This window comes from Rhodococcus sp. M8 (assembly GCF_015654185.1).
Classification (GTDB): Bacteria; Actinomycetota; Actinomycetes; order Mycobacteriales; family Mycobacteriaceae; genus Rhodococcus; species Rhodococcus aetherivorans.
This window is the reverse complement of record NZ_CP064065.1, coordinates 2350858-2371733: the sequence shown is the minus strand read 5'-3', so window position 1 is coordinate 2371733 and position 20876 is coordinate 2350858. Positions and strand designations below refer to the sequence as shown.

At 68.5% G+C, this 20876-nt stretch carries 21 protein-coding genes and 2 pseudogenes; 13 read left to right on the top strand and 10 right to left on the bottom strand.

Translation table 11 applies throughout. From position 1 onward, the window contains the following. Positions 1-12: 12 nt before the first annotated feature. Genes ISO16_RS10595 through ISO16_RS10585 form a run of 3 tightly spaced genes read left to right on the top strand, consistent with a single transcriptional unit; the run spans position 13 to position 2710 of the window. Positions 13-792, top strand: coding sequence for an SDR family NAD(P)-dependent oxidoreductase (locus ISO16_RS10595; protein WP_072635922.1), 780 nt, complete (start codon positions 13-15; stop codon positions 790-792). 36 nt (positions 793-828) lie between these two features. Further along, positions 829-1644 (top strand): SDR family NAD(P)-dependent oxidoreductase, encoded by an 816-nt coding sequence (locus tag ISO16_RS10590; RefSeq protein WP_072635921.1) that lies wholly within the window; start codon positions 829-831, stop codon positions 1642-1644. Positions 1645-1663: 19 nt separating this feature from the next. Continuing rightward, positions 1664-2710 (top strand): hypothetical protein, encoded by a 1047-nt coding sequence (locus ISO16_RS10585; RefSeq protein ID WP_083662302.1) that lies wholly within the window; start codon positions 1664-1666, stop codon positions 2708-2710. Between the two features lie 139 nt (positions 2711-2849). On the opposite strand, the pseudogene ISO16_RS28650 reads toward ISO16_RS10585, so the two are convergent. The 3 genes and pseudogenes from ISO16_RS28650 to ISO16_RS10570 form a co-directional block, all read right to left on the bottom strand. Beyond that, positions 2850-3053: pseudogene (locus ISO16_RS28650) on the bottom strand (alpha/beta hydrolase fold domain-containing protein); the annotation flags it as partial. Further along, positions 3005-3493 (bottom strand): annotated as a pseudogene (locus tag ISO16_RS10575) (FAD-dependent oxidoreductase); the annotation flags it as partial. The pseudogenes ISO16_RS28650 and ISO16_RS10575, both read right to left, overlap by 49 nt. Positions 3494-3587: 94 nt before the next feature. Further along, positions 3588-3980 (bottom strand): VOC family protein, encoded by a 393-nt coding sequence (locus tag ISO16_RS10570; protein ID WP_072635919.1) that lies wholly within the window; start codon positions 3978-3980, stop codon positions 3588-3590. 192 nt (positions 3981-4172) lie between these two features. Between ISO16_RS10570 and ISO16_RS10565 the strand changes: the two genes are divergently transcribed. From ISO16_RS10565 to ISO16_RS10550, 4 genes are all read left to right on the top strand, one after another. After that, positions 4173-5105: an SDR family NAD(P)-dependent oxidoreductase gene (locus ISO16_RS10565; protein WP_072635918.1), complete on the top strand. Its 933-nt coding sequence runs from the start codon at positions 4173-4175 to the stop codon at positions 5103-5105. An 85-nt stretch (positions 5106-5190) separates the two neighbouring features. After that, a complete protein-coding gene (locus ISO16_RS10560; protein WP_072635917.1) occupies positions 5191-6081 on the top strand; it encodes an IS982 family transposase in 891 nt (296 codons plus the stop codon). 149 nt (positions 6082-6230) lie between these two features. Beyond that, positions 6231-7118, top strand: coding sequence for an SDR family NAD(P)-dependent oxidoreductase (locus ISO16_RS10555; protein ID WP_029545489.1), 888 nt, complete (start codon positions 6231-6233; stop codon positions 7116-7118). Positions 7119-7171: 53 nt separating this feature from the next. Then, positions 7172-7657, top strand: a complete 486-nt coding sequence (locus ISO16_RS10550; RefSeq protein ID WP_072635916.1) for a nuclear transport factor 2 family protein — start codon at positions 7172-7174, stop codon at positions 7655-7657. 5 nt (positions 7658-7662) lie between these two features. Here ISO16_RS10550 and ISO16_RS10545 read toward each other — a convergent pair whose 3' ends face one another. After that, positions 7663-8274 (bottom strand): TetR/AcrR family transcriptional regulator, encoded by a 612-nt coding sequence (locus ISO16_RS10545; protein WP_029545485.1) that lies wholly within the window; start codon positions 8272-8274, stop codon positions 7663-7665. 193 nt (positions 8275-8467) lie between these two features. Between ISO16_RS10545 and ISO16_RS10540 the strand changes: the two genes are divergently transcribed. The 6 genes from ISO16_RS10540 (at position 8468) to ISO16_RS10515 (ending at position 15883) form a co-directional block, all read left to right on the top strand. Next, a complete protein-coding gene (locus tag ISO16_RS10540) occupies positions 8468-8953 on the top strand; it encodes a nuclear transport factor 2 family protein (RefSeq protein WP_072635915.1) in 486 nt (161 codons plus the stop codon). A 75-nt stretch (positions 8954-9028) separates the two neighbouring features. Then, positions 9029-9964: an alpha/beta hydrolase gene (locus ISO16_RS10535; RefSeq protein ID WP_072635914.1), complete on the top strand. Its 936-nt coding sequence runs from the start codon at positions 9029-9031 to the stop codon at positions 9962-9964. Positions 9965-9991: 27 nt separating this feature from the next. Beyond that, complete coding sequence (locus ISO16_RS10530; RefSeq protein ID WP_072635977.1) at positions 9992-10885, top strand: SDR family NAD(P)-dependent oxidoreductase; 894 nt, start codon at positions 9992-9994, stop codon at positions 10883-10885. Positions 10886-11067: 182 nt separating this feature from the next. Next, on the top strand, positions 11068-13056 hold the full coding sequence (locus tag ISO16_RS10525) for a flavin-containing monooxygenase (RefSeq protein WP_072635913.1): 1989 nt from the start codon (positions 11068-11070) through the stop codon (positions 13054-13056). A 181-nt stretch (positions 13057-13237) separates the two neighbouring features. Beyond that, entirely contained in the window at positions 13238-14068 is an 831-nt protein-coding gene (locus ISO16_RS10520) for an IclR family transcriptional regulator (RefSeq protein ID WP_072635912.1), read from the top strand. A 99-nt stretch (positions 14069-14167) separates the two neighbouring features. After that, positions 14168-15883 (top strand): 3-ketosteroid-delta-1-dehydrogenase, encoded by a 1716-nt coding sequence (locus ISO16_RS10515; RefSeq protein WP_072635911.1) that lies wholly within the window; start codon positions 14168-14170, stop codon positions 15881-15883. 13 nt (positions 15884-15896) lie between these two features. Here the strand turns inward: ISO16_RS10515 and ISO16_RS10510 are convergent, their stop codons facing one another. From ISO16_RS10510 to ISO16_RS10485, 6 genes are read right to left on the bottom strand one after another with little or no spacing between them, the layout of a single operon-like run. Next, positions 15897-16352, bottom strand: coding sequence for a hydrogenase maturation protease (locus ISO16_RS10510; protein ID WP_006945142.1), 456 nt, complete (start codon positions 16350-16352; stop codon positions 15897-15899). Next, a complete protein-coding gene (locus ISO16_RS10505; protein ID WP_072635910.1) occupies positions 16349-17641 on the bottom strand; it encodes a Ni/Fe hydrogenase subunit alpha in 1293 nt (430 codons plus the stop codon). The genes ISO16_RS10510 and ISO16_RS10505 overlap by 4 nt, the downstream gene beginning before the upstream one ends. Next, the gene (locus tag ISO16_RS10500) at positions 17625-18398 is read right to left on the bottom strand and encodes an oxidoreductase (RefSeq protein ID WP_029545468.1); all 774 of its coding nucleotides are present in this window, start codon (positions 18396-18398) and stop codon (positions 17625-17627) included. Before ISO16_RS10500 ends, ISO16_RS10505 begins: the two co-directional genes overlap by 17 nt. After that, entirely contained in the window at positions 18398-19258 is an 861-nt protein-coding gene (locus ISO16_RS10495) for an FAD/NAD(P)-binding protein (protein ID WP_072635976.1), read from the bottom strand. The genes ISO16_RS10500 and ISO16_RS10495 overlap by 1 nt, the downstream gene beginning before the upstream one ends. Then, positions 19248-19709: a Crp/Fnr family transcriptional regulator gene (locus ISO16_RS10490; protein WP_006945149.1), complete on the bottom strand. Its 462-nt coding sequence runs from the start codon at positions 19707-19709 to the stop codon at positions 19248-19250. The genes ISO16_RS10495 and ISO16_RS10490 overlap by 11 nt, the downstream gene beginning before the upstream one ends. After that, the gene (locus ISO16_RS10485; RefSeq protein ID WP_072635909.1) at positions 19706-20866 is read right to left on the bottom strand and encodes a 4Fe-4S dicluster domain-containing protein; all 1161 of its coding nucleotides are present in this window, start codon (positions 20864-20866) and stop codon (positions 19706-19708) included. Before ISO16_RS10485 ends, ISO16_RS10490 begins: the two co-directional genes overlap by 4 nt. Positions 20867-20876 lie beyond the last annotated feature (10 nt).

The following is a 20876-nucleotide window of genomic DNA, read 5'->3' as shown; positions in this document are numbered from 1 at the left end:
GGAGGAACATCGATGGCAACCAGCTTCGACCTGAACGGAAAGGTCGCCCTCGTCACGGGCGGCGGCCAGAACACCGGGCTCGGTATCGGACGCACGTTGGCCGAGTACGGCGCCACCGTCGTCGTCAACGACGTGATACCCGAACGCGCCGAATCCGGAGCTGCTGCGATCCGCGACGACGGTGGTTCGGCGATCGCGGCACCGTTCGACATCACCGATTACGAGGATGTCGCTACCGCCGTGAAGGCGGCCGAGCAGCAGGTGGGCCCGCTCGACATCCTGGTCAACAATGCCGGGCTGCCGATCGGCGGCCAGATGCTGCCGTTCCTCGAGTCGAAGCCGGAGCAGTGGCGCCCGTACATCGACATCAACGTCTACGGTTCGCTCAACATGATGCATGTCGTACTGCCCGGCATGGTGGAACGCGGATGGGGTCGAGTCGTGCAGATCTCGTCGGGATCGGGTTCCGTCGCGAGCCGCGGACTGGGCGGTTCGATGTACGGGGCGGGCAAGGCCGGCATCGAGGGGGCGGTGCGGCACATCGCCACCGAGGTGGGCCCGCGCGGCGTCACCGTCAACACCCTGGCGCTCGGTCTGATGGAGAAGCTGCGCGAGACGATCGAATCGGGGGTCTCCCCGGTCCTCAACGCCATTTGGCAGGGCAACATCATGCAGCACCTCGGCACGGGTGAGGACGTGGGTGCAGCATGCCTGTGGCTGTGCTCCGAGGCCGGCGAATTCATCACCGGACAGACCATTCACCTCAACGGCGGGTCCTTCCCCGGGCGCTGACCATCCGATACCCCGACCGACGGACAGAGGAACACGATGAACGAACTTCGAGGACGTGTCGCCGTCGTCACCGGAGGTGCAAACGGTATCGGACTCGGCTTGGCCGCCCGCTTCCTGCAGGAAGGCATGAAGGTGGTCGTCGCCGACAACGACAGCGGTGACCTCGCCCGGGCCGAAAAGGAACTATCCGAACTCGGTGAGGTGCTGGCCGTGGAGACCGATGTCGCCGATCCCGACTCGGTGCAGGCTCTCGCGGACGCGACGGTCGTCCGTTTCGGCGGGGTCCACGTGCTGTGCAACAACGCCGGCGTGGGCGGGTTCCAGCGGTTCGCGACGACGAGCCTGGCCACCTGGAACTGGACTCTCGGGGTCAACCTGTGGGGCGCCGTCCACGGCTGCCACATCTTCCTGCCGCTGCTCGCGGCGCAGGATGAGGCGTACATCGTCAACACGGCCTCGATGTCCGGGTTCCTGACCGGGCCGTATCTGCAGCCCTACACCGTGTCGAAGGCCGGTGTGGTGGCCCTGTCGGAAGCGTTGGCCAACGAGTTCGCCAAGGAATACCCGCACATCGGTGTCGCCGTGCTGTGTCCGGCATACACCTCGACGTCGATTCGCCACGACGAACGCAACGCCCCGCCTGGTCACGTGCCGCGTGCACAGGCGGACCCCGAACTCGCCGAGCTGCGTGAGACGGTGGATACGACGATCGAGCAGGAAGGTATCTCCGCTGCAGAAGTTGCCGAGCTCGTGGTCGCGGGCATGGCGGCACGCAAGACCCACATCTTCCCGCATCCCGACTGGTTGGACCGTTGGCAGGAACGCATCGACAAGGTCATGGCGCAGGCTTGACCGCAGAAAGGAGTCACGTGTGACCACGCTCGAACGCCATCCGATGATCCCCGTCGCGCCACCTTCCCTGATCGAGAACTTCTACACGCCCGAGGAAATCTCGGCGATCTTCTCGGTGATCCGCGAGAACGGACCGTGGCGTCTGATCCTCGCGCATCACTTCTCCTCCACCGAGGAGTATCTGGCGATCTCGGGAGGGAAGAACCGCAAACCCGATGCGCAGCTGTCCGATTTCGTTGCGCCGGTCTTCCGCGGCTTCTTCGGCAACGCCGGAGTGGTCTTCCATCCCGAACTGCACGACATCTACTTCGGTCGCAAACTTCTCGACACCGCCCGCGGGTTGCACGGTGCGAAGTACGGTATGGCGCACGATCTTTTCTTCAATCTGTGCGGCCCCTCGCACAGCTTCGACGCCGGACACTTCGACACCGGCAGCTTCCGCGGCATGGGATTGTTCAACACCCCGGTCTGGCTCCTCGCGATCATGTCGAAATCCGGTCTCTTCGACGAGTGGGAAGTCAAGACGGCGCAGGTCCTCACGTACTTCTACAACTCCGACATCGACGGCGGCTTCACCTACTGGCCCGACGGGCCCGACGAAAACCCCCACCGGCTCGCGGCGCCGTTCTGGAACACCGCGTTCCTGACCGACAACTCCCGGATGTACCACCGCCGCGAGGCCAACGGTCCCAAGGATCGGCGCGACTACCCCGGGCTGGACATCACCTCCGAGCTGCATGCCACACCCGACGATGAATGGTCGATCCGCAACGGGAGCAAGGAGATCGGTCGGTTCGGTGACGCCGACGTGCGAGTGCTCGTCCACTACACCGCGTTGCTGTTCGACGACCTCACCGACGTCCGGCGCTTTCAGGATCACACCGACGACCTGACGTCGGAGAAGGTGTTCGGCATGCTGATCGACGATATGCGATCCAAGGGGGCTCTCGTCGAAGAGCCGAGCGACCCGATGACCGACACCGCGTTCATTGCGCAACTCACCGAGTTCTACAAGATGGCACCCAGCCGGTATCCGTCGGAGGCACCGCTCGACGTGCGTAGTTGATTGGGGCTCAACGACTTCGGTGGGACAGGAGACCGCCTCGGGTTTCGGTTCGGGGCGGCCTGGGTCGTTGCGGGATCGGGGTCGCACGAACCGTCGACCACCCGGGAGTACGTGGTCGATCCCGGCAAGTTCGAGACCCCTACCAGCGCACCGGGTTCTCGAACTTGGCGGCCAACAACGCACCGATCTCGGCCATCGCGAGGCGTGCCCGCGCCGCGACAGCGGTCTGCATGAAGAAGCCGTGGGTCAGCCCCGGATAGCGGGTGACGGTGGTCTGTACCCGGGCCGCGACGAGCCGCGCGGCGTACCTCTCGCTCCAGTCGCGGATCGGATCGATCTCGGCGACGGCGACCACATCAGTCCCTCGTCGTGCGCCGGCTCCCAGCCGGGCTCGCCCCAGAACGCCTCCTTGAACGGCACACCGGCGTCGACGAGCCAGTTGTAGTGCTCCACGCTGCCTTCGCAGTACGCATCGACCTCCGCCTCGTCCGTCGCGGGTCCGAATGCGGCCTTCATGAAGGCCTTCATGTTGTCGACCGAGTCGTCGAATCCGCAGGCCTTCTGCAACGGGGTGCCCCCGCCGAGATAGATGAAACTGCCCGCCATCGATGCCGCTCCACCCCAGCCGCCGGACCGCTCAAGGACCAGTACCTCGGCCCCTGCACGCGCCCCTTCGATCGCGGCGGTGACTCCGGCGATTCCATAGCCTGCGACAACAACGTCCGCTGCGTGGTCCCACCTGGTGATTGTGGCTTCGGCGATCGGTCGGATGGTGTGAGGCATGTGGCCCTCCTCGCTGCGAGGTCGGTTCCGATCGAAGGTTCGTCGACACGATCCCACTCCGCTCTCGGGCGCGAGGGACCGCTCCGGCAGTTTTCTACAAGTTCTGCACGAGCTCGAGGAGGTGGCCCTCCGGATCCTTCACGAATGCCGTCACGAAGCCCAGGTCCGGCATCTTCTCGACGGGCCTTTCGACGGTCCCTCCGGCCCGCTCGACCGCAAGCACGGTGTCCTCGACGTCGGGGACATTGAATCCGAGCACGGCCTCGCCCGGCGCGGGCGTGGGGCGTTCGACGTAACGCCACAGGATCAGGGACGAGTCGTCGTCACGGCCGGTCGTGAGGATGATCTCCTCGACGGCGTCCTCGCCTTCACCGATCGTCAGCCGGGCCTTCTCCGTCATTCCCAACGCCGCGCGGTAGAAGGCGGCCTCCGCGGCCACGTCGTCGACGAAGATCTTGGTGAAGGCGAATCGCGTGTCGCTGCTCATGCGCGTCCTCGGGTCGTAGGGGCGACCGTAGGTCGCCCGCGGCGTTGTATCGGTCCATTGGGCCGCCCCTCGGATGAGGGGACAAGGCCTGGTTCCACTGAGCGGTCCACAGCATTTGTGGCGTAACGCAACTCGGCAATGCTGCGGCGGGAATCGTCATCGACAGGTGGGAGAAGAACTGTGGCGGGTGCAATGAGGTTCGACGGACGCGTCGCCGTGGTGACGGGGGCAGGAAACGGTTTGGGACGGGCGTATGCGGTGCTCCTCGCGCAGCGTGGGGCGCGGGTGCTCGTCAACGATCTCGGTGGGGACATCCACGGCACGGGGTTCGACCGGGAACCGGCGATGAGGACGGCGAAGGAGATCGTCGACGCGGGAGGAGTCGCGGAAGCCAACTTCGATTCGGTCGCCACGGGAGACGGTGGCAGGGCGATCATCGCCCAGGCGATGGACATCTGGGGACAGGTGGACATCGTCGTCAACAATGCGGGCGCCGTGATATCGCGCGGTCCGATCGACCAGAACACCGACGAGCAGTACCGGGCCGACCTGATGGTGGGGGCAGGAGGGACCTTCTTCGTGACGCGTGCTGTCTGGCGGCACATGTGGGAACGGAACTACGGCCGCATCGTCAACGTCTCCTCGTCGGCCTTCCTGGGGATGAGAAGTTCGGCAGGCTACCCCGCCGCCAAGGGAGCGACGTGGGGGCTCACCCGCAACCTCGCCTATCGTGCCGCCGTCGAGAACAAGGACATCAAGGTCAACTGTGTGATGCCCACCGCGGCGGCACGGATGACAGGGCTGATGGGGGAGACGATTTCCGCCGGAATGGCGAAGTACTATCCGCCGGAGTCCGCAGCACCGGCCGTCGCCTTCCTCGCGCACCACGACGTTCCCGTGACCGGGGAGATGTTCGCCGTCGGGGGTGACCATATGCGCCGGGTATTCGTCGGCGTCGGCAGGGGGCATCAGGCCGAACACGGTGAACTGTCCGTGGAACGGATCCGGGACAACTTCGGCGACATCATGAGCACCGGTGATCACATCGTCGCTCGGAACGCGTTGGAGAAGGCGATGCTCGATCCGCGTGTTCCCTGGGAGGACGGCCGCGGCTCGGTCTTCTAGATGGTTGATTCCTTGAAGGACGGCCGCTGACGGGATCGGTGGGGCGGTGGCCGAGGAGGTAGGCGGAGAGTTTCAAGATCAATGTGTGACGAAAGACCTCGAAACCCTCCTGACCGAACTCTATGTCCTGGTCGATGACCACGTCGCGCCGGCCCGCACCGGACGCGGCCGGCGGCCCCGGCTCTCCGATGCCGAACTGCTCACCCTCGCGGTCGCGCAGGTGTTGCTCGGGTTCGACTGCGAACGCCGCTGGATCCGGCACGCCCACACCGACACGGCTCTGCGTGCGATGTTCCCGTACCTGCCCGCCCAGCCGGGTTACCACAAGCGACTCAAAGCGGCACGGGGATTGTTGGCCACCATGATTCGGGTCCTCGCGCAGTTGTCGCCGTCGTGGCACGACGACCTGTGGATCACCGATGCCACCCCGGTTCCGTGTGGCATGTCGAGAGAGACGGTCAAGCGTTCGGACCTGGCCGGGTACGCCGGCTACGGCTACTGCGCCTCGCACTCCCGGTTCTTCTGGGGGTTCAAGTTGTACCTGGTGTGCGCCGGGGACGGCATGCCGATCATGTGGGCGCTGGCGAACCCGAAGATCGGTGAACGCGAGGTGGTCGCGGCGATGCTCACGCGCGAGCACCACCTGATCCGGTCCGGGCAGGTGCTGCTCGCCGACAAGGGCTTCTGCGGCAAAGTGTTCGCTGCCGAGACCGCCGCACTCGGTGTGCGGTTGCTGCGCCCGGACCGCAAGGACGAGACCTACCGCAACGGCAACCTGGGTGGGGTCCGGCAGTGGATCGAGTCGGTGAACCAGACCCTCAAAGGCCAGCTCGGGCTGGAGAAACACGGCGGACGCACCGTCGAGGGTGTGTTTACCCGCATCGCTCAGCGACTGCTCGCGATGGCTGCCGGGATCTGGCACAACTGGACCATCGGGAACCCTGCTAAACGATCCCTGATCGCCTACGACCACTGAGCCCGAACCAAGGAATCAACCATCTAGGGGCGCCGTGGTCCGCGGACCGTGACCGGCCGACTGTTCCACTCAGTGGTCGACGGTGCTGCGGACGACCCGTCCCCCGCTCAGGCTGACGGCACAGAGTTTTCGGAGATACGAGGAAGTACATGACTGGAGTGTTGACAGGTAGGACCGCGCTGGTGACGGGCAGCAGCCGGGGGATCGGCCGGGCCATCGCACAGCGCCTCGCTGCGGAGGGCGCCACCCTGGTGGTCACTGCGCGCGGCACCGAGCCGTCGGTGTCGATTCGCGACGGGGAGGCCACGGTGATCCCCGGATCGCTCGAAGAGACGGTCGAGTTGATCGAGGCCGCCGGAGGTGAGGCGCTGGCCATTCCGGCGAACCTGGAGGACGCCGACGCACTGGACACGCTGGTCGACCGCGTCGTCGAGTCCACCGGCGGCATCGACATCCTGGTGAACAATGCCGGGTTCGCGGACTACTCGCCGATCGAGAGCATGAGGATGGCTACGTTCGATCGGACGGTGGAGCACTACCTGCGCATACCGTTCGTGTTGGCGCAGTCGGCAATTCCACACATGCGCAAGCAGGGGGCCGGTTGGATCGTCAACATCGGTTCCTCGACCGGGCTGAGTCCCATCCGCCCGTTCCGCGAGTACAACAAGACCTCCGGCGACGTCGTCTACGCGTCGGTCAAGGCCGCTCTGCATCGCTTCACCCAGGGGCTGGCCGCGGAACTGCTCGACCACAACATCGCGGTCAATGCGGTCGGGCCGTCCACGGCGATCAGGACGCCGGGCGCTGCAGCCCTGCTCCCCGACGGGTACGAGACCGAACCGGTCGAGTATCTCGCCGAGACCGTCCTGGCGATGTGCACACTGCCGGCGGAGGACCGCACGGGTCTCGTGACCTTCAGCCTGCACTTTCCCTGGCACGAGAAGCTCCAGGTCAGGAGTCTCGACGGCCGCGACGAGCTGCCTCCGCTCGAACCCCCCGCCTGGGCGAACCCGAACATCAGCCCGTCGGGGCTGTGATGGTGGACCGAACGGCTCCCGAAGAAGTCGTGGACGAAGGGACGGGTGTACCGATGCAGGCCGCGGTGGAACAGGTGCGGGCGATCGAAGAGATCAAGAAGGTGTTTGCCGCGCGCCTGCGGATGATGGACACGAAGCAGTGGGACCTGTACGGCAGCGTGCACACCGAGGATGTCGTGAGCGAGACGTTCGGCGCACGCGTCGGAGACGATGCTTCGCAGCGACCGCGAGCGGTGGTGGGCCGCGCAGCGCTGCGGCACGCGATCGAGGGCGTCCTCGACGGGCCTGTGCCCGTCACGAGCGTGCACCACGGCCACACCCCGGAAATCAGGCTGACCTCGGACACGACCGCCACCGGCATCTGGGCGATGGAGGACCTGCTCTGGTGGACCAACGGCTCGGTCGAGGAGCACCTTCACGGCTACGGCCACTATCACGAGAGGTACCGCAAGGTCGACGGCCTGTGGTTGATCGCGTACCGGAACCTGACCCGTCTCCGGGTCGACCATACGCCGGGCTTCTTCGACTACCGACCCTGATCCGGCTACAAGGGCCGGGGACGCCATCCGTCCGCGATCGTCGACAGGGCACGCAGGTGGAGCGCCTGGAGCTCGTCGACCTCCGCTTCGCTGCCGCCGAAGAGCCATTCCAGGTACGCGGCGCGTGAGGCGGTCAGGACGAGTTGGGCAGTCACCTTGCGGACGAAGGTGTCGTCGCGATGGATCGACCATCGGGATAGGAAGTCGGTCAGGCTGTCGACGAGATTGTCCTCGGTGTTCTCCCATCGCAGGCGATATTCGGGCGTGGCCATGAGAACCTGCAGCAACCCGCGCCACTCGTGGGCACCGGCGGCCAGTTCGGCGGTGAGGGCGTGCACGAGTTCTGGAAGGACGTCACCGTCGCCCCCGGGCGACGCGTCGAACCGCTCGGCCAGGCTGGCCGCTGATCGCTCGAACAGCGGCGCGACGACGTCCTCCTTGGCAGCGAAGTGCCGGTAGAAGGTGCGTACCGACACTCCCGCGCGCTGTGCGATCGCCTCGACGGTGACGGACGTCGAGTGGTTCTCGAGGAAGAGATCGCGCGCCGCGGTCGCCACCGCCAGCCGAACGTCCGCATACCGTCGCTCGATCAGGCTGCTCGTGCGCTTCTCCGCCATGTTTCCTCATTTCCTGCTCGCCACTGGCACCGTAAGTGTCCCCTGATCTACGGCACAAATTGTCCGAAGCGTCCGCCGAACGGAACAACTGCTTCAGCGGCGCCCCGGATCGTGGCTAGCGTCCGGCTGTACAGCTCGGCCGTCGCAGTCCACGAGACCGGCGCGGGCGCCGACGACAGACAGGAGCGACACCGTGCCTCATCCGAACATCGACCCCGGAGACGTCGCAGCGCTCGTGGCGGGCTGGTGGTTCCACTACGACGAATGGAACCCCGGGGCGCTCCGGGCGCTGATGACCGAGGACATCGCGTTCAGCTGCGCGAGCGACACGGGAACCACCGACTACGAGGACTTCATCCGCGCCGACCTGCGCGGCGCGGACGACGTCATGGCGTGGAAGGAGGATCATCGGGCCAACAGCCCCTACCCCCTGCGCCACAACGGCACCAACGTCTTCGTCACCGGTACCGGCGACGGTGAGGTGACCTTCTGTTCGTACATCTTCGTCACCAAGATCGTCGAGGGGAAGCCGCACAACGTCTCGAGCGGCATCGTGCGCGGCGCGGTCCGCGCCACGGATGCCGGCCTCGCGTTCAGTCGCGTCGACGTGGTGCTCGACACCCAGGATTCCGTGCGCTACGCGGATCACCCGGCGCACACCCCCGCGGCTGTCTCCTGAGCCACCCCGATCCGCGGAAACCGAACCGACGGTGCGCAGCCGGCGCACCGTCGTCCTCCACGAAAGAGAAGACGTATGCCCCTCTCCCCGGAAGCGCAACAGGTCGTCGATGCTGCAGCCGATCGCCTCGGGCGGCCGATGCACGAGATACCGGTCGACGAACTGCGGGCCGCGCTCGCGGCCGGTGCTGTGCCGGCGACCACCCCGATCCGGCACCGGGTGGACGTCGTCGTGCCCTCCGCGTCCGGCGGGGTGCCGGTCCGGATCTACCGGCCGTCCGACGAGGCCGGCCTGCCTGTCGTGCAGTGGATGCACAGCGGTGGCTACGCCGTCGGCAACCTGGACCAGAACGACGAGTACCTACGCAAGCTGAGCATCGCGGCCGGCGTCGTGGTCGTGTCGGTCGACTACCGGCTGGCTCCCGAGCACCCGCATCCCGCCGCGCTGGACGATTGCCTCACGGTGTGGGAGTGGATCAAGGCCCGTCCCCGCGGACTCGCGTCGGCCGATGTGGACCGCGCGGTACTCGCGGGGGAAAGTGCCGGTGGAACTCTGACCTTCTGCCTTTCCCAGAAGCTGAGGGACACGGGGCGGTCCCTGCCCGAGGCGCAGGTCGCCCTCTACGGGACGGCGGCGATGCGAGTGACCAATCCCGAGCACGCCACCGTGCTGCTCTCGCCCGCCGACTGCCACTGGTTCTGGGACATGTACGTGCCCGACCGCGCCGAGCGTGATTCGCCGTACATCAGCCCCGGCACGGCCGACGACCTGCGTGGCCTTCCCCCCGCGTTCGTTGCGACCGCCGAGATCGACCCGACCCGGGACGGGACCGAGGAGTACGCGCGGCGCCTGCAGGCGGCGGGTGTGCCGGTGGAACTGCATCGGTACCCCGGCATGATGCACGGTTTCGCCACCATGACGGCGGCGCTGCCGCCGGCGCGCGACCTGTTCGAGCGGATCGTCGGCTGTCTGAACCGCGTGTTCGAACCGTCCCGATCGACGGCTTCCTGAATGCACACCACCCACGAGGAGAGAGACATGTCCACAGCAGAGGAACGATTCTCGACCGGCACCGCAGTGGTGACGGGTGGCGCGGCCGGCATCGGAGAAGGATTCGTCCGGCATCTCGCGCGGCTGGGCATGACGGTCGTGATCGCCGACATCGACGCGGACGGGGCACGGGCGGTGGCCGGCGACATCGTGGTCGCAGGCGGATCTGCGGAGCCGTACGGCGTCGACGTCACCGACCCGGATGCAGTGGAGGCGATGGCTCGCCACGTCTTCGACCGATTCGGCAGCGTCGAGCTGTTCGTGAACAACGCGGGTGTCGAGAACGCCGGTCTGCTCTGGGAGGTGAGCGTCGAGCGGTGGCGGAAGGTACTCGACATCAACGTCGACGGCGTCTTCTACTGCCTGCGGTCGTTCGTCCCGCGGATGATCGAGGCCGGCACGGCTGCGTGCATTGCGAACCTGTCGTCGGTCGGCGGGCTCAACAGCGTCGCGGTCCAGGCCCCGTACATCGTCAGCAAGCACGCCGTTCTGGCGCTGACGGAGTGCCTGCATCAGGAACTGTCGCTGGTCGGCGCCCCGATCCAGGTGTCCGCAGTGCTGCCGCACTCCATCCGCAGCCACATATTCCTGGCCGCCCAGCGGGACGCACCGACCGAGAACCCCACTGCGAACGCGGTGTTCACCGCGATGCAGCGCGCCAATGTCGAAGCCGGCCTGGACCCCGTGGACGCGGCGGTGCACATGACGGAAGCTATTGCACGGGGTGATTTCTGGGTGTTCTCGAACGACGAGGTGTGCACCTCGATGGCCGCGACCCGTGCCCGGCAGTTGCTCGAGCTCACGCCGCCGGCCGATCCGCGCCTGATGCTCGACCGCATGGGTGTGACGGCACCCGCGCGGGACGTGTTGTCCCACAGCTGAGCCCGCGGCGGACGTTCGCTCCCCGGGTCGGGAGTTCGGGATCGACTGCCCACTGACCGGACGGCGATCTGTCCCTCGGCGCAGGAGTGCGATTGGCTTGCCGCATCCGCTCGGTGTCCCACCGCGTGCCGAGCACTCGAATTCGCTTCGAGCATCGCTGATCTTCGATCGGAAGGATTCCAATGACCTCGACCTACACGACCGGTGGTGCCGGTTCCCTCGAGGGGTGTGCGGCGGACGATCTGGCGGCGGCCGTCGCCGTGTCGGACCCGGGCGCCCTGCTGATGTCGATGGTGCATGTCACCGGTGACGTGACGCTGGTCGACGAGTTCGAGGACCGGCTTGCGCGCGCAAGGGCCGAGTCCGGCGCGGCGTCGGGGACGCACTACGGCGTGCAGAGCGGAACTGTCGCGCTCGCGCCGGGCCAGTTCCCGCCGGAGGTGGCGGCGGCGATCCGTGAGAGGGCGGAGCAGGTGCTGGGGCAGGACCTGAAGGTGCGGCTCGCAGTGCCCGACGAGGCCCTGTTCCGGCGGATGGCCGCACTGTGCACGGTGACCGAGGTCGACGACGAGTTCGTCCCCCTTCTGTTGGAACAGGCCGGATTCGAGACCGGCCGACGGCGGGTGCCCGTCACCACGTCCCCGCCCGCCGACTTCGACGTCATCGTCGTCGGCGCCGGGATGATCGGCTTGAATGCCGCGATCAAGCTCGGCGAAGCGGGATTTCGGTACACCGTGTTCGAAGCGCGGGACGAGATCGGGGGGACGTGGTCGCGGAACACGTATCCGGGTGCGGCGGTGGACACTCCGAGCCACTACTACTCCTACTCGTTCGAGCTGAATCCGGACTGGACGCGGTACTACCCCAGCGGCCCGGAGTACCTCGAGTACATGCGTGGAGTGGCCGAGAAGTACGACCTCTACCGCAACATCGAGTTGTCCACCGCGGTGATCTCCGCGAACTGGGTCGAAGAGGATCAGAAGTGGGTGGTGGTGACCCGTTCCGCCGACGGTGCCGTCACGCGGCACACGGCGAGTGCGGTCGTCACCGCCCTCGGCATGCTCAACGCGGCCAACATCCCCGAGTTCGACGGGATGGACAGCTTCGAGGGCCGGATCGTGCACACGGCCGAGTGGCCGGCCGACCTCGACCTGACGGGCAAGCGTGTGGTGGTCCTCGGCACCGGCTGCACCGCGGTGCAGGTCGTGCCCAGCATCGTCGACGAGGTTGCGAGCCTCGACGCGGTGGTGCGCAGTCCGCACTGGATCGTGCCGGAGAAAGCCGTGGTCAATGACGTTCCAGAGGGGGAGCGGTGGGCGATGCGGCAGCTGCCGTACTTCCAGCAGTGGTTCCGCCTCAGGGCGTACTGGCTCGCGTCCGACAACCTGTATCCGATGCCGCGCATCGACCCGGAGTGGGCGGCCACCCATCTGTCGGCGTCACCCGTCAACGATCTCGTCATGCAGACGGCGCTCCGCTACCTCGAACGCTCCTTCCCCGACCGTGCGGACCTGAGGGAGAAGCTCACCCCGGACTTCCGTCCGTATGCCAAGCGGATCGTCAAGGATCCCGGCTTCTTCGCCGCGCTCGACCGCGACAACGTCACGCTGCACCGGGCGTCGTTCGCCCGGATCCATCCCGACGGGGTCACCACGACCGACGGCACGTTCATCGCCGCCGACGTGATCGTCCTCGCGACGGGCTTCAAGCTGGAATTCGCCTCGTTCATCGACATCACCGGTCGCGACGGACGAAAGCTGGCGGACCTGTGGCGTAACGGCGACGATCCACGTGCGTACCTCGGCATCCAGGTGTCGGGATTTCCCAATCTGTTCGTCACCGCGGGGCCGAACGCGGCACCGAATCACGGGGCCGGGCACAACATCACCAGCGAGGAGCACGTCCACTACCTCGTCGAGTGCCTGCAGTATCTCGTCGAGGAGGGGTATTCGGCGATGGACGTCCGGCCCGAGGCGCTCGAGGCGTACAACCGGAGGGTCGACGAGGCGCTCGACCGGACCGTGTGGGCGCACCCCGGCGCGGCGGTGACCGGGTACTACCGCAACAGTGCAGGCCGTCCGGTCACGCCGTGCCCGTGGCGGCTGGTCGACTACTGGACGATGCTGCGCGAGCCGGTGGTGGAGAACTTCGTCTTCACGCGGCCCTCGTAGGAGCCTGCGCATCTCCGAACCGATCCCGGATGCCCGCACCTGCCCGGCAGGTGTGGACATCCGGGATCTCGGTGTTTCGGAGTGCGTCCGGAGGTGGTTCCGGTGGACCGGGCTTGTGATGCGCTTCACAGCGTGGCACAATCTGCCAGGTAGGCAAATAGTGCCGTCCTGGGAGGTTCGCATGCCTGTGACCAATCGTGAAGACTCACCGAGCGCCACCGTCGATCGAGTGGTGTCGATACTGAGTGTCTTCCCCGGTGCCCGCTCGCTCACGTCGGCGCAGATCGCGCACCGAACCGGCGTTCCGCGCTCGTCGGTGCATCGCCTTCTGCAGCGCCTCGTCGAGCTCGGCGTGGTGGAACGGAACGGCTTCGAGTACCGCGTCGGCCTGCGGCTGTTCGAGCTGGGCAGCGCCGCACTGGAACGGCACTCGATCCACCGTGTCGCGCTGCCGTTCATGAACCGGCTCAGCCGGGCGACCGGCACCAGCGTCTACCTGGGCACCCTGTCCGGCGCCGACATCGTCTACACGGAGGGCATCTGGACGGACTGGGCCGGGTCCCGGCGCCTCGGCGTCTCTCATCCTGCGCATCTGACCGCGAGCGGGAAGATGCTGCTCGCGTGCCTGCCGGACGACGAACGGCCCGCTCTCGACTTCACGGCGACGCCGACTCGCACGCCGCACAGCATCACCTCTCGGCAGGCGCTGGAGCGCGAGCTGCACGAGATCCGGGAGCGGGGCGTCGCGGTGAACCGAGGCGAGGTCGTTGCCGGATCCGTGTCGTACGCGGTGCAGATCGGCCCACCCGAACTCGCCTCGACCGCGCTCTCCATCTGGGGTCCGGTCGAGTGCGTGCGTCCCGCAGAGATGATCGGTCACCTTCGTCAGACGGGACGGGCGATCTGGGAGGCGTCGCGTGACGGCTCGGTCCGCCGCCACGACGAACGCGTCGCGGCCCGGACCCGGACGGCGGCGCGAGCCGGTGAGCTGCGGGTGGCCGCCGGGCTGTGACCCCCCGGGGGCCGACATCCCGGTGGTCGGGAACGTCTGTGCCGCCGGCTCCGGATCTGACCTAGCGTCCACGGCACAACGAGGCGAAGGAGAACTTCAATGGCGACGAGTCCCGCACCGGCCGTGACCCCCGCCCACGACACCACCGTGGATCTGCTGGTGATCGGGTCCGGCACCGGTATGGCCGCCGCGCTCACCGCGCGCGAGCTCGGCCTGTCGGCGCTGATCGTGGAAAAGACCCGGTACGTGGGTGGCTCCACCGCCCGCTCCGGCGGCGCGTTCTGGGTGCCCGCCAACCCGGTGCTGCGCGAGGCCGGTTCGGGCGACACCCCCGAGCGGGGCCACACCTACGTGCGGTCGGTGGTCGACGGCTCGGCGCCGGCCGAGCGCGGCGAGGCGTTCGTCGATCACGGCGCCGCGACCGTCGAGATGCTCCGGCGCACCACGCCGATGAAGTTCTTCTGGGCCAAGGGCTACGCCGACTACCACCCGGAGCAGCCGGGCGGCGCCGCCGTCGGACGTACCTGTGAGTGCCGGCCGTTCGACACGTCGGTGCTCGGCGACGAGCGCGGCCGGTTGCGCCCCGGCCTGATGGAGGCGGGGCTGCCGATGCCCACCACCGGTGCCGACTACAAGTGGCTGAACCTCATGATGCGGGTCCCCCTCAAGGGATTCCCGCGCATCTTCCGGCGGCTGGCGCAGGGTGTGGGCGGCCTCGCGCTCGGCCGGCAGTACGTCGCCGGCGGGCAGGCGATCGCCGCGGGCCTGTTCGCGGGGGTGCTGCGGGCCGGGATCCCCGTCTGGACCGAGACGTCGCTGGTGCGGCTGGTCACCGAGGGCGAGCGGGTGACCGGTGCCGTCCTCGAACAGAACGGCCGTGAGGTGACCGTGACCGCCCGTCGCGGTGTGGTCCTCGCGGCCGGCGGGTTCGACCACGACATGGCCATGCGACGGAAGTTCCAGTCCGACAGGCTCGCCGACAACGAAAGTCTCGGCGCCGAAGGCAACACCGGCGACGCGATCAAGGTCGCCCAGGAGGTGGGCGCCGGCCTCGACCTGATGGACCAAGCATGGTGGTTCCCCGCCGTCGCGCCGACGGCCCCGGGCAAGCCGCCGCTGGTGATGCTGGCGGAACGGTCCCTGCCGGGGTCGTTCATCGTGGACCACACGGGCCGCCGGTTCACCAACGAGTCCTCGGACTACATGTCGTTCGGTCAGGTCGTCCTCGAGCGCGAGCGGGCCGGCGACCCGGTCGAATCGATGTGGATCGTCTTCGACCAGAAGTACCGCAACAGTTACCTGTTCGCGGCGGGGCTGTTCCCGCGCCAGCCCATCCCGGGCTCCTGGTACAAGGCGGGCATCGCGCACCGGGCCACGGATCCGGTCGAGCTGGCGCGCTCGATGGGGATACCCGAGGACGCGTTCGCCGAGACCTTCCGCCGGTTCAACGACGACGCCGCGTCGGGAACGGACTCCGAATTCGGTCGTGGGGGAAGCTCATACGACCGCTACTACGGCGATCCGACGGTCGAGCCGAACCCGAACCTGCGGCCGCTGACCGAAGGGCCGCTCTACGCGGTGAAGATGACGCTGAGCGACCTCGGCACGTGCGGTGGCGTGAAGGCCGACGAGCGGGCGCGGGTGCTGCGCGAGGACGGCAGTGTGATCGACGGTCTCTATGCGATCGGCAACACCGCCGCGAACGCGTTCGGCAACACGTACCCGGGTGCGGGGGCGACGATCGGTCAGGGCCTGGTGTTCGGGTACATCGCCGCGCAGGACGCCGCGCAGGCAGCCGTTCCCGCGAACGGATGACCCGGTAGCGGCGTTACCGCTCGCATTCGTCGATCACTGCCCGCACCACGGCGGGCAGTGCCGCGGCGGTGGCGGGCGACAGGCCGACGCCGTAACCGACCTCCGTCACCTCGAGGGTGTAGACCACGACCCGACCCGGGTCGACGCCCAGGATCCGGCTCAGCGCCCACGCCTCGGCGGGACCGAGGCTGTGCGAGCCGGCGTGTCGCGAGCGGCGGGCGAGACTCGCCTCCCCGATCTCGTGACGCCGGATCGCGCCGGGCGGACCGGTGCCGACGGTGGCGTCCACGACGACCGCCAACCGCGTCCCGGCCCACGCGTCCAGCATTGCCGTCGGCTCGCCGTCGGAGATCAGGACCCGCCATCCGGGCCGGGACCGGCCGACCTCCCGGGCCGCCGCGGGCCCGACGCCGTCATCGCGACGGTACTCGTTGCCGACGCCGATCACCACGAAGTTCGTCGCGATCACCCGCGGTCGATCGTGAGGTCGAGGAAGTGTGTGGCACACGAGATGCACGGGTCGTAGTTGCGGATCACCCGTTCGCACAGCGACGTCAGATCGGCATCGGACAGCTCCAGGTGGCCGGCGATCAGCGTGCGCAGATCGTGTTCGACGGCAGCCTGGTTCTGGGAGGTCGGGGGGACGATCACGGCCGAGCGGATCAGTCCGTCGTCGCCGAGCTCGTAACGGTGGTACAGCAGTCCCCGCGGTGCCTCGCTGACACCGTGCCCGGTCGCGGCGCGGGCGGCGACCTCGGTGCCGGGCCGGCCCGGACGCTCGTACCCGGCGATCAGGCGGAGCGCCTCCTCCACCGCATAGACGGTTTCGACGGCGCGAACAACGATGCTGCGAAACGGGTTACGGCACTGCGCCCCCAGTCCCGCCGCGTGTGCCGACTGTCGTGCGGTCTCCGACAGCTGCGCGGAGTTCAGGGTGTATCGGGCCAGGGGTCCGGTCAGGTACCGGCGCCCGTCGAGCCGCGCGTACAGGGCCGTCGAGTGCGGGACCTGGTGTTCGACCACATGGTCCGGGAACTGTGCTGCGGCGAAGGAGGATCCGGTCGACGACCGGATCTGCCCGTCCTCGATGGCGTAGCGGTCGGGCCGGTGCAGGGCGAGCAGGTCGTGATCGAGATCGACATCGGGAAAGTCGAACCCGGCCACCCAGCGGACCGTGTCGAGCGCGTCGTCGAGGGCGCGGCGCAGCCGCTCGGCGAGCGGGGCGAGTTCCGTGCGGGTCGGCGCGCGATAGAACCCGCCGATCCGCACGTTGACCGGGTGGATGGGCCGTCCGCCGATCTGCTCGAGGATCGCATTGCCGGCCTTCTTCAGGGCCAGCCCGCGTTCGAGCGCGCTCCGATGACGCTCGGCGAGGGCGATCGCGTCGGGAAGGCCGAGGAAGTCGGGGGCGTGCAGGAAGTAGATGTGCAGCACGTGGCTGGCGATCCACTCGCCGCAGTAGAGCAGGCGGCGCAGGTTCAGCACCGGCTCGTCGAGCTCGACCCCGCAGGCCTGCTCCAGCGCATTGCAGGCGCTGACCTGGTAGGCGACGGGGCAGATCCCGCAGATCCGGGAGGTGATGTCCGGAGGCTCGCGGAAATCCCTTCCCCGCAGGAACGACTCGAAGAACCGGGGCGGCTCGTAGATGTTCAGCTCCGCGCGCTGCACCCGCCCGTCGCGCACCGACACGTTCAGTCTGCCCTCGCCCTCGACGCGGGCGAGAGCACGGACCGTCAGCTCTCTACGGCTCCCGCTCACGGCGGTGCCTCTCGGCGAGCACGGGGGCGCCGACGTTGAACGTCGCGAAGGCGCGGTCGATGTCGTCGTCGCTCATGCCGCACGTGCGCAGCCACCCGGCCAGCGACGCGATGTTGGGGTCGGTCGTCGGCCCGAAACAGCCGTAGCAGCCGCGCGACTGCGCCGGGCACAGGGCGCCGCAGCCGGAGTGGGTCACCGGGCCGAGGCAGGGCGTGCCGTCGGCGACCATCACGCAGGTCAATCCCCGGCGCTTGCATTCGGTGCACACACTGGTGTTCGGGATGTTCGGCCGGCGGCCGGCCAGGAACGCGGTGATCACCTCGAGCAACTGGCGCCGGTCGATCGGGCAACCGCGCAACTCGAAGTCGACCGGCACGTGCGCCGCGATCGCCGTCGACGTCGCCAGGGTCTCGATGTACTCCGGGTGGGCGTAGACCATCGAGGTGAACTCGGCGACGTCGGCGAAGTTGCGCAACGCCTGGATGCCGCCGGCGGTTGCGCACGCGCCGATCGTGACGAGGGTCCGGGACCGCTCCCGGACCCGGTGGATGCGCGCGACGTCCGCGGCGGTGGTGATCGAGCCCTCGACCAGCGACAGGTCGTACGGACCGTCGTCGACGGCGCTCGACAGTTCGAGGAAATGGGCGATCTGCACCGCCCCCGACAGCGCGAGCAGTTCGTCCTCGCAGTCCAGCACGGACAGCTGACATCCGTCGCACGACGCGAACTTCCACACCGCGAGCTTCGGCCTGTCCATCACAGCTCCCGTACGTGCAGCAGCGGTCCGGCCACCGCGTAATCCAGCACCGGGCCGTCCCGGCAGAGCAGGATCTCGCCGAGCTGGCAGTGCCCGCACAGCCCGATCCCGCACTGCATGTTCCGTTCGAGCGAGACCCGGATATCCGGGGTCCGAATCCCTTTGCCCAGCAGCACCCGGGCCGAGAACCGCATCATCGCCTCCGGCCCGCACAGCAGGGCCGTCGTCCGCGCGGGCTCGAGGTCGAGCCGGCTGAGCGGCTCGGTGACGAATCCGACGGACCCGGACCAGCCCTGGACCGGCTGGTCGATCGTCAGCCGGATCTCCACGCCGCCGTCGGCCCAGTCCTGTAGCTCGCGCCGATACAGGATCTCGGCCGGCCGGCGTGCTCCGACCACGAGCACGACGCGCCGGAAGTCGCCGCGCGCGGCCACCGCGCCGAGAACGGCGGCCCGCACCGCGGCCAACCCCACCCCGCCGGCGACGATCACCAGGTCCCGGCCCGTGCACGACTCGAGGTCCCAGCCCACCCCGAACGGGCCGCGCACGCCGACGATCGCGCCGGGCTCGGCGTCGTGCAGGGCCCGGCTCACCGCACCCACCTTCCGCACGGTGTGGACCAGTTCCCCGGTCGTGTCGGTGGGATCCCCGCTGACCGAGAGCGCGATCTCGCCGACCCCGGGGGCGTAGAGCATCATGAACTGCCCGGGCCGGAACCGCGGTCGCGGCGCCCCCAGCGGGGCCAGCGACAGCGTCACCGCATCGGCGGTCTCGACGGTCCGCGAGCGAACCCGGTGGGCGCTGGGCAGCATCGGCGCGCCCGGCGCCGCTGCGGTGTCGTGCGCGAGGTCACCGAACATCGGGACCCGCATACAGGTCCAGCAGTCGCGCCCGGGTGGCCTGCAACCGCTCCAGGAGGGCCCCGAACAGGGCCCGCATCACCGTGTATCCGAACTCGGCGTCGGCCTCGCTCAGCGCCTGCAGCGCCGCGGCGTCCACCTCCAGAGCCGAGGTCGCAGCGGCCGCGACGGCCCCGTAATGCCAGCGGTAGGGCGGCGTCAGCCACGACCATCCCAGGACGTCACCGTCGACGAACGTGTCGAGGGTGACCTGGCCGCGGCCGGGCACCACCGTGTACAGATCCACCCGGCCCTCCTGGAGCAGCCAGCAACTGCGCGCCTCCCCGCCCTCGTGGAAGACGTGCTCCCCGGCGGCGAAGCGGACCGGGTGGGCGAGCGCGGCGATCCGATCCCGCGCCTCCGGGCCCAGCCCCGCCAGAGCCCGGATGCCGTCGAGCGGTGGGGTCGTCATCGGTGCCCGTCCGGTTCGTCGTCGTGGGTGGCGAGCGCGCCGGTGAGGCGGGCCGCCTCCGCGGTGATGTCGATGCCGACCGGGCACCAGTCGATGCAGCGGCCGCAGCCGACACATCCCGAGCTGCCGAACTGGTCGTGCCAGGTGCCGAGCTTGTGCGAGATCCACTGCCGGTACCGGCTCCGGCCGGACGCCCGGACGTCACCGCCGTGGATGTAGGAGAAGTCCGGTTCGAAACAGGACGCCCAGTGCTGCCACCTGCCGGCGTGCCCGTCGGCGAGGTCGGTGACGTCCTCCGTCGACGTACAGAAGCAGGTGGGGCACACCATCGTGCAGTTTCCGCACGTCAGGCAGCGATCGGCGACATCCTCCCAGACGTCCGCCTCGCGGGCGTCGCGGAGCATCGCCCGCAGGTCGACCTCGGGCATGCTCCGTCCCATCCGGTCGCCGGCCGCCGCCACCGCGTTGCGGGCCCCGGAGGTCTCGTCCGCGGTGGCGTCGCGGTGGGGGAGCAGGTCCAGGATGCGGGCGCCCTCGTCGGTCCCGACGTCCACGAGAAAACGGTGTCCCTGCTCGTCGACGCGTTCGGTCAGGCCCAGGTCGTACCCCGGGCCCGCGGCGGGACCGGTGGCCATCGAGGCGCAGAAGCAGACCTCGCCGGGTTCGGTGCAGTTGACCGCGACGACGAACAGCCCGCGGAACCGTCGCGCGGTGGCCCCGTCGGGATGGGCGCCGCGGGTCAGCACCGTGCCCAGGATGCCGATCGCGGCCAGGTCGCAGCCGCGGACGCCGAGGAACGCGTACCGGGTCTCGTCCGCGGGTGGGGGCCGGTAACTGCCGTCCGGCGCGGTCGACCACAGTTGCTGTCGTGCGGGGTGCAGGAACTGCTTCCACGACTGCGGACCCGCGGAATGGCCGAACACGGCGGTGTCGTCGCGCCGCCGGAGCCGATACCGCCCGGGTGCGGTCGACACGCCCCACCCGTCGGGCAGCTCTCGTCCCGACCCGAGCTCGTCGAGCACGATGGCGTCGTCGCGGACGGTGGGGCCGACGACGCGATATCCCTCGGCCTGCAGCACCTCGATCAGCCGGTCGAGGTGGGCGCGGGACAGGATTGCCGGCGTCGGGGGGTCGGCGTGCGAATCCGCAATACCCATGGCAGCTCCC

Bases quoted from the DNA above. Each gene is read 5' to 3' on its own strand.
- ISO16_RS10595 (WP_072635922.1), top strand. From the start codon at position 13: ATGGCAACCAGCTTCGACCTGAACGGAAAGGTCGCCCTCGTCACGGGC.
- ISO16_RS10590 (WP_072635921.1), top strand. From the start codon at position 829: ATGAACGAACTTCGAGGACGTGTCGCCGTCGTCACCGGAGGTGCAAAC.
- ISO16_RS10570 (WP_072635919.1), bottom strand. From the start codon at position 3,980: ATGAGCAGCGACACGCGATTCGCCTTCACCAAGATCTTCGTCGACGAC.
- ISO16_RS10565 (WP_072635918.1), top strand. From the start codon at position 4,173: ATGAGGTTCGACGGACGCGTCGCCGTGGTGACGGGGGCAGGAAACGGT.
- ISO16_RS10555 (WP_029545489.1), top strand. From the start codon at position 6,231: ATGACTGGAGTGTTGACAGGTAGGACCGCGCTGGTGACGGGCAGCAGC.
- ISO16_RS10550 (WP_072635916.1), top strand. From the start codon at position 7,172: ATGCAGGCCGCGGTGGAACAGGTGCGGGCGATCGAAGAGATCAAGAAG.
- ISO16_RS10545 (WP_029545485.1), bottom strand. From the start codon at position 8,274: ATGGCGGAGAAGCGCACGAGCAGCCTGATCGAGCGACGGTATGCGGAC.
- ISO16_RS10535 (WP_072635914.1), top strand. From the start codon at position 9,029: ATGCCCCTCTCCCCGGAAGCGCAACAGGTCGTCGATGCTGCAGCCGAT.
- ISO16_RS10530 (WP_072635977.1), top strand. From the start codon at position 9,992: ATGTCCACAGCAGAGGAACGATTCTCGACCGGCACCGCAGTGGTGACG.
- ISO16_RS10525 (WP_072635913.1), top strand. From the start codon at position 11,068: ATGACCTCGACCTACACGACCGGTGGTGCCGGTTCCCTCGAGGGGTGT.
- ISO16_RS10520 (WP_072635912.1), top strand. From the start codon at position 13,238: ATGCCTGTGACCAATCGTGAAGACTCACCGAGCGCCACCGTCGATCGA.
- ISO16_RS10515 (WP_072635911.1), top strand. From the start codon at position 14,168: ATGGCGACGAGTCCCGCACCGGCCGTGACCCCCGCCCACGACACCACC.
- ISO16_RS10500 (WP_029545468.1), bottom strand. From the start codon at position 18,398: ATGGACAGGCCGAAGCTCGCGGTGTGGAAGTTCGCGTCGTGCGACGGA.
- ISO16_RS10495 (WP_072635976.1), bottom strand. From the start codon at position 19,258: ATGTTCGGTGACCTCGCGCACGACACCGCAGCGGCGCCGGGCGCGCCG.
- ISO16_RS10490 (WP_006945149.1), bottom strand. From the start codon at position 19,709: ATGACGACCCCACCGCTCGACGGCATCCGGGCTCTGGCGGGGCTGGGC.
- ISO16_RS10485 (WP_072635909.1), bottom strand. From the start codon at position 20,866: ATGGGTATTGCGGATTCGCACGCCGACCCCCCGACGCCGGCAATCCTG.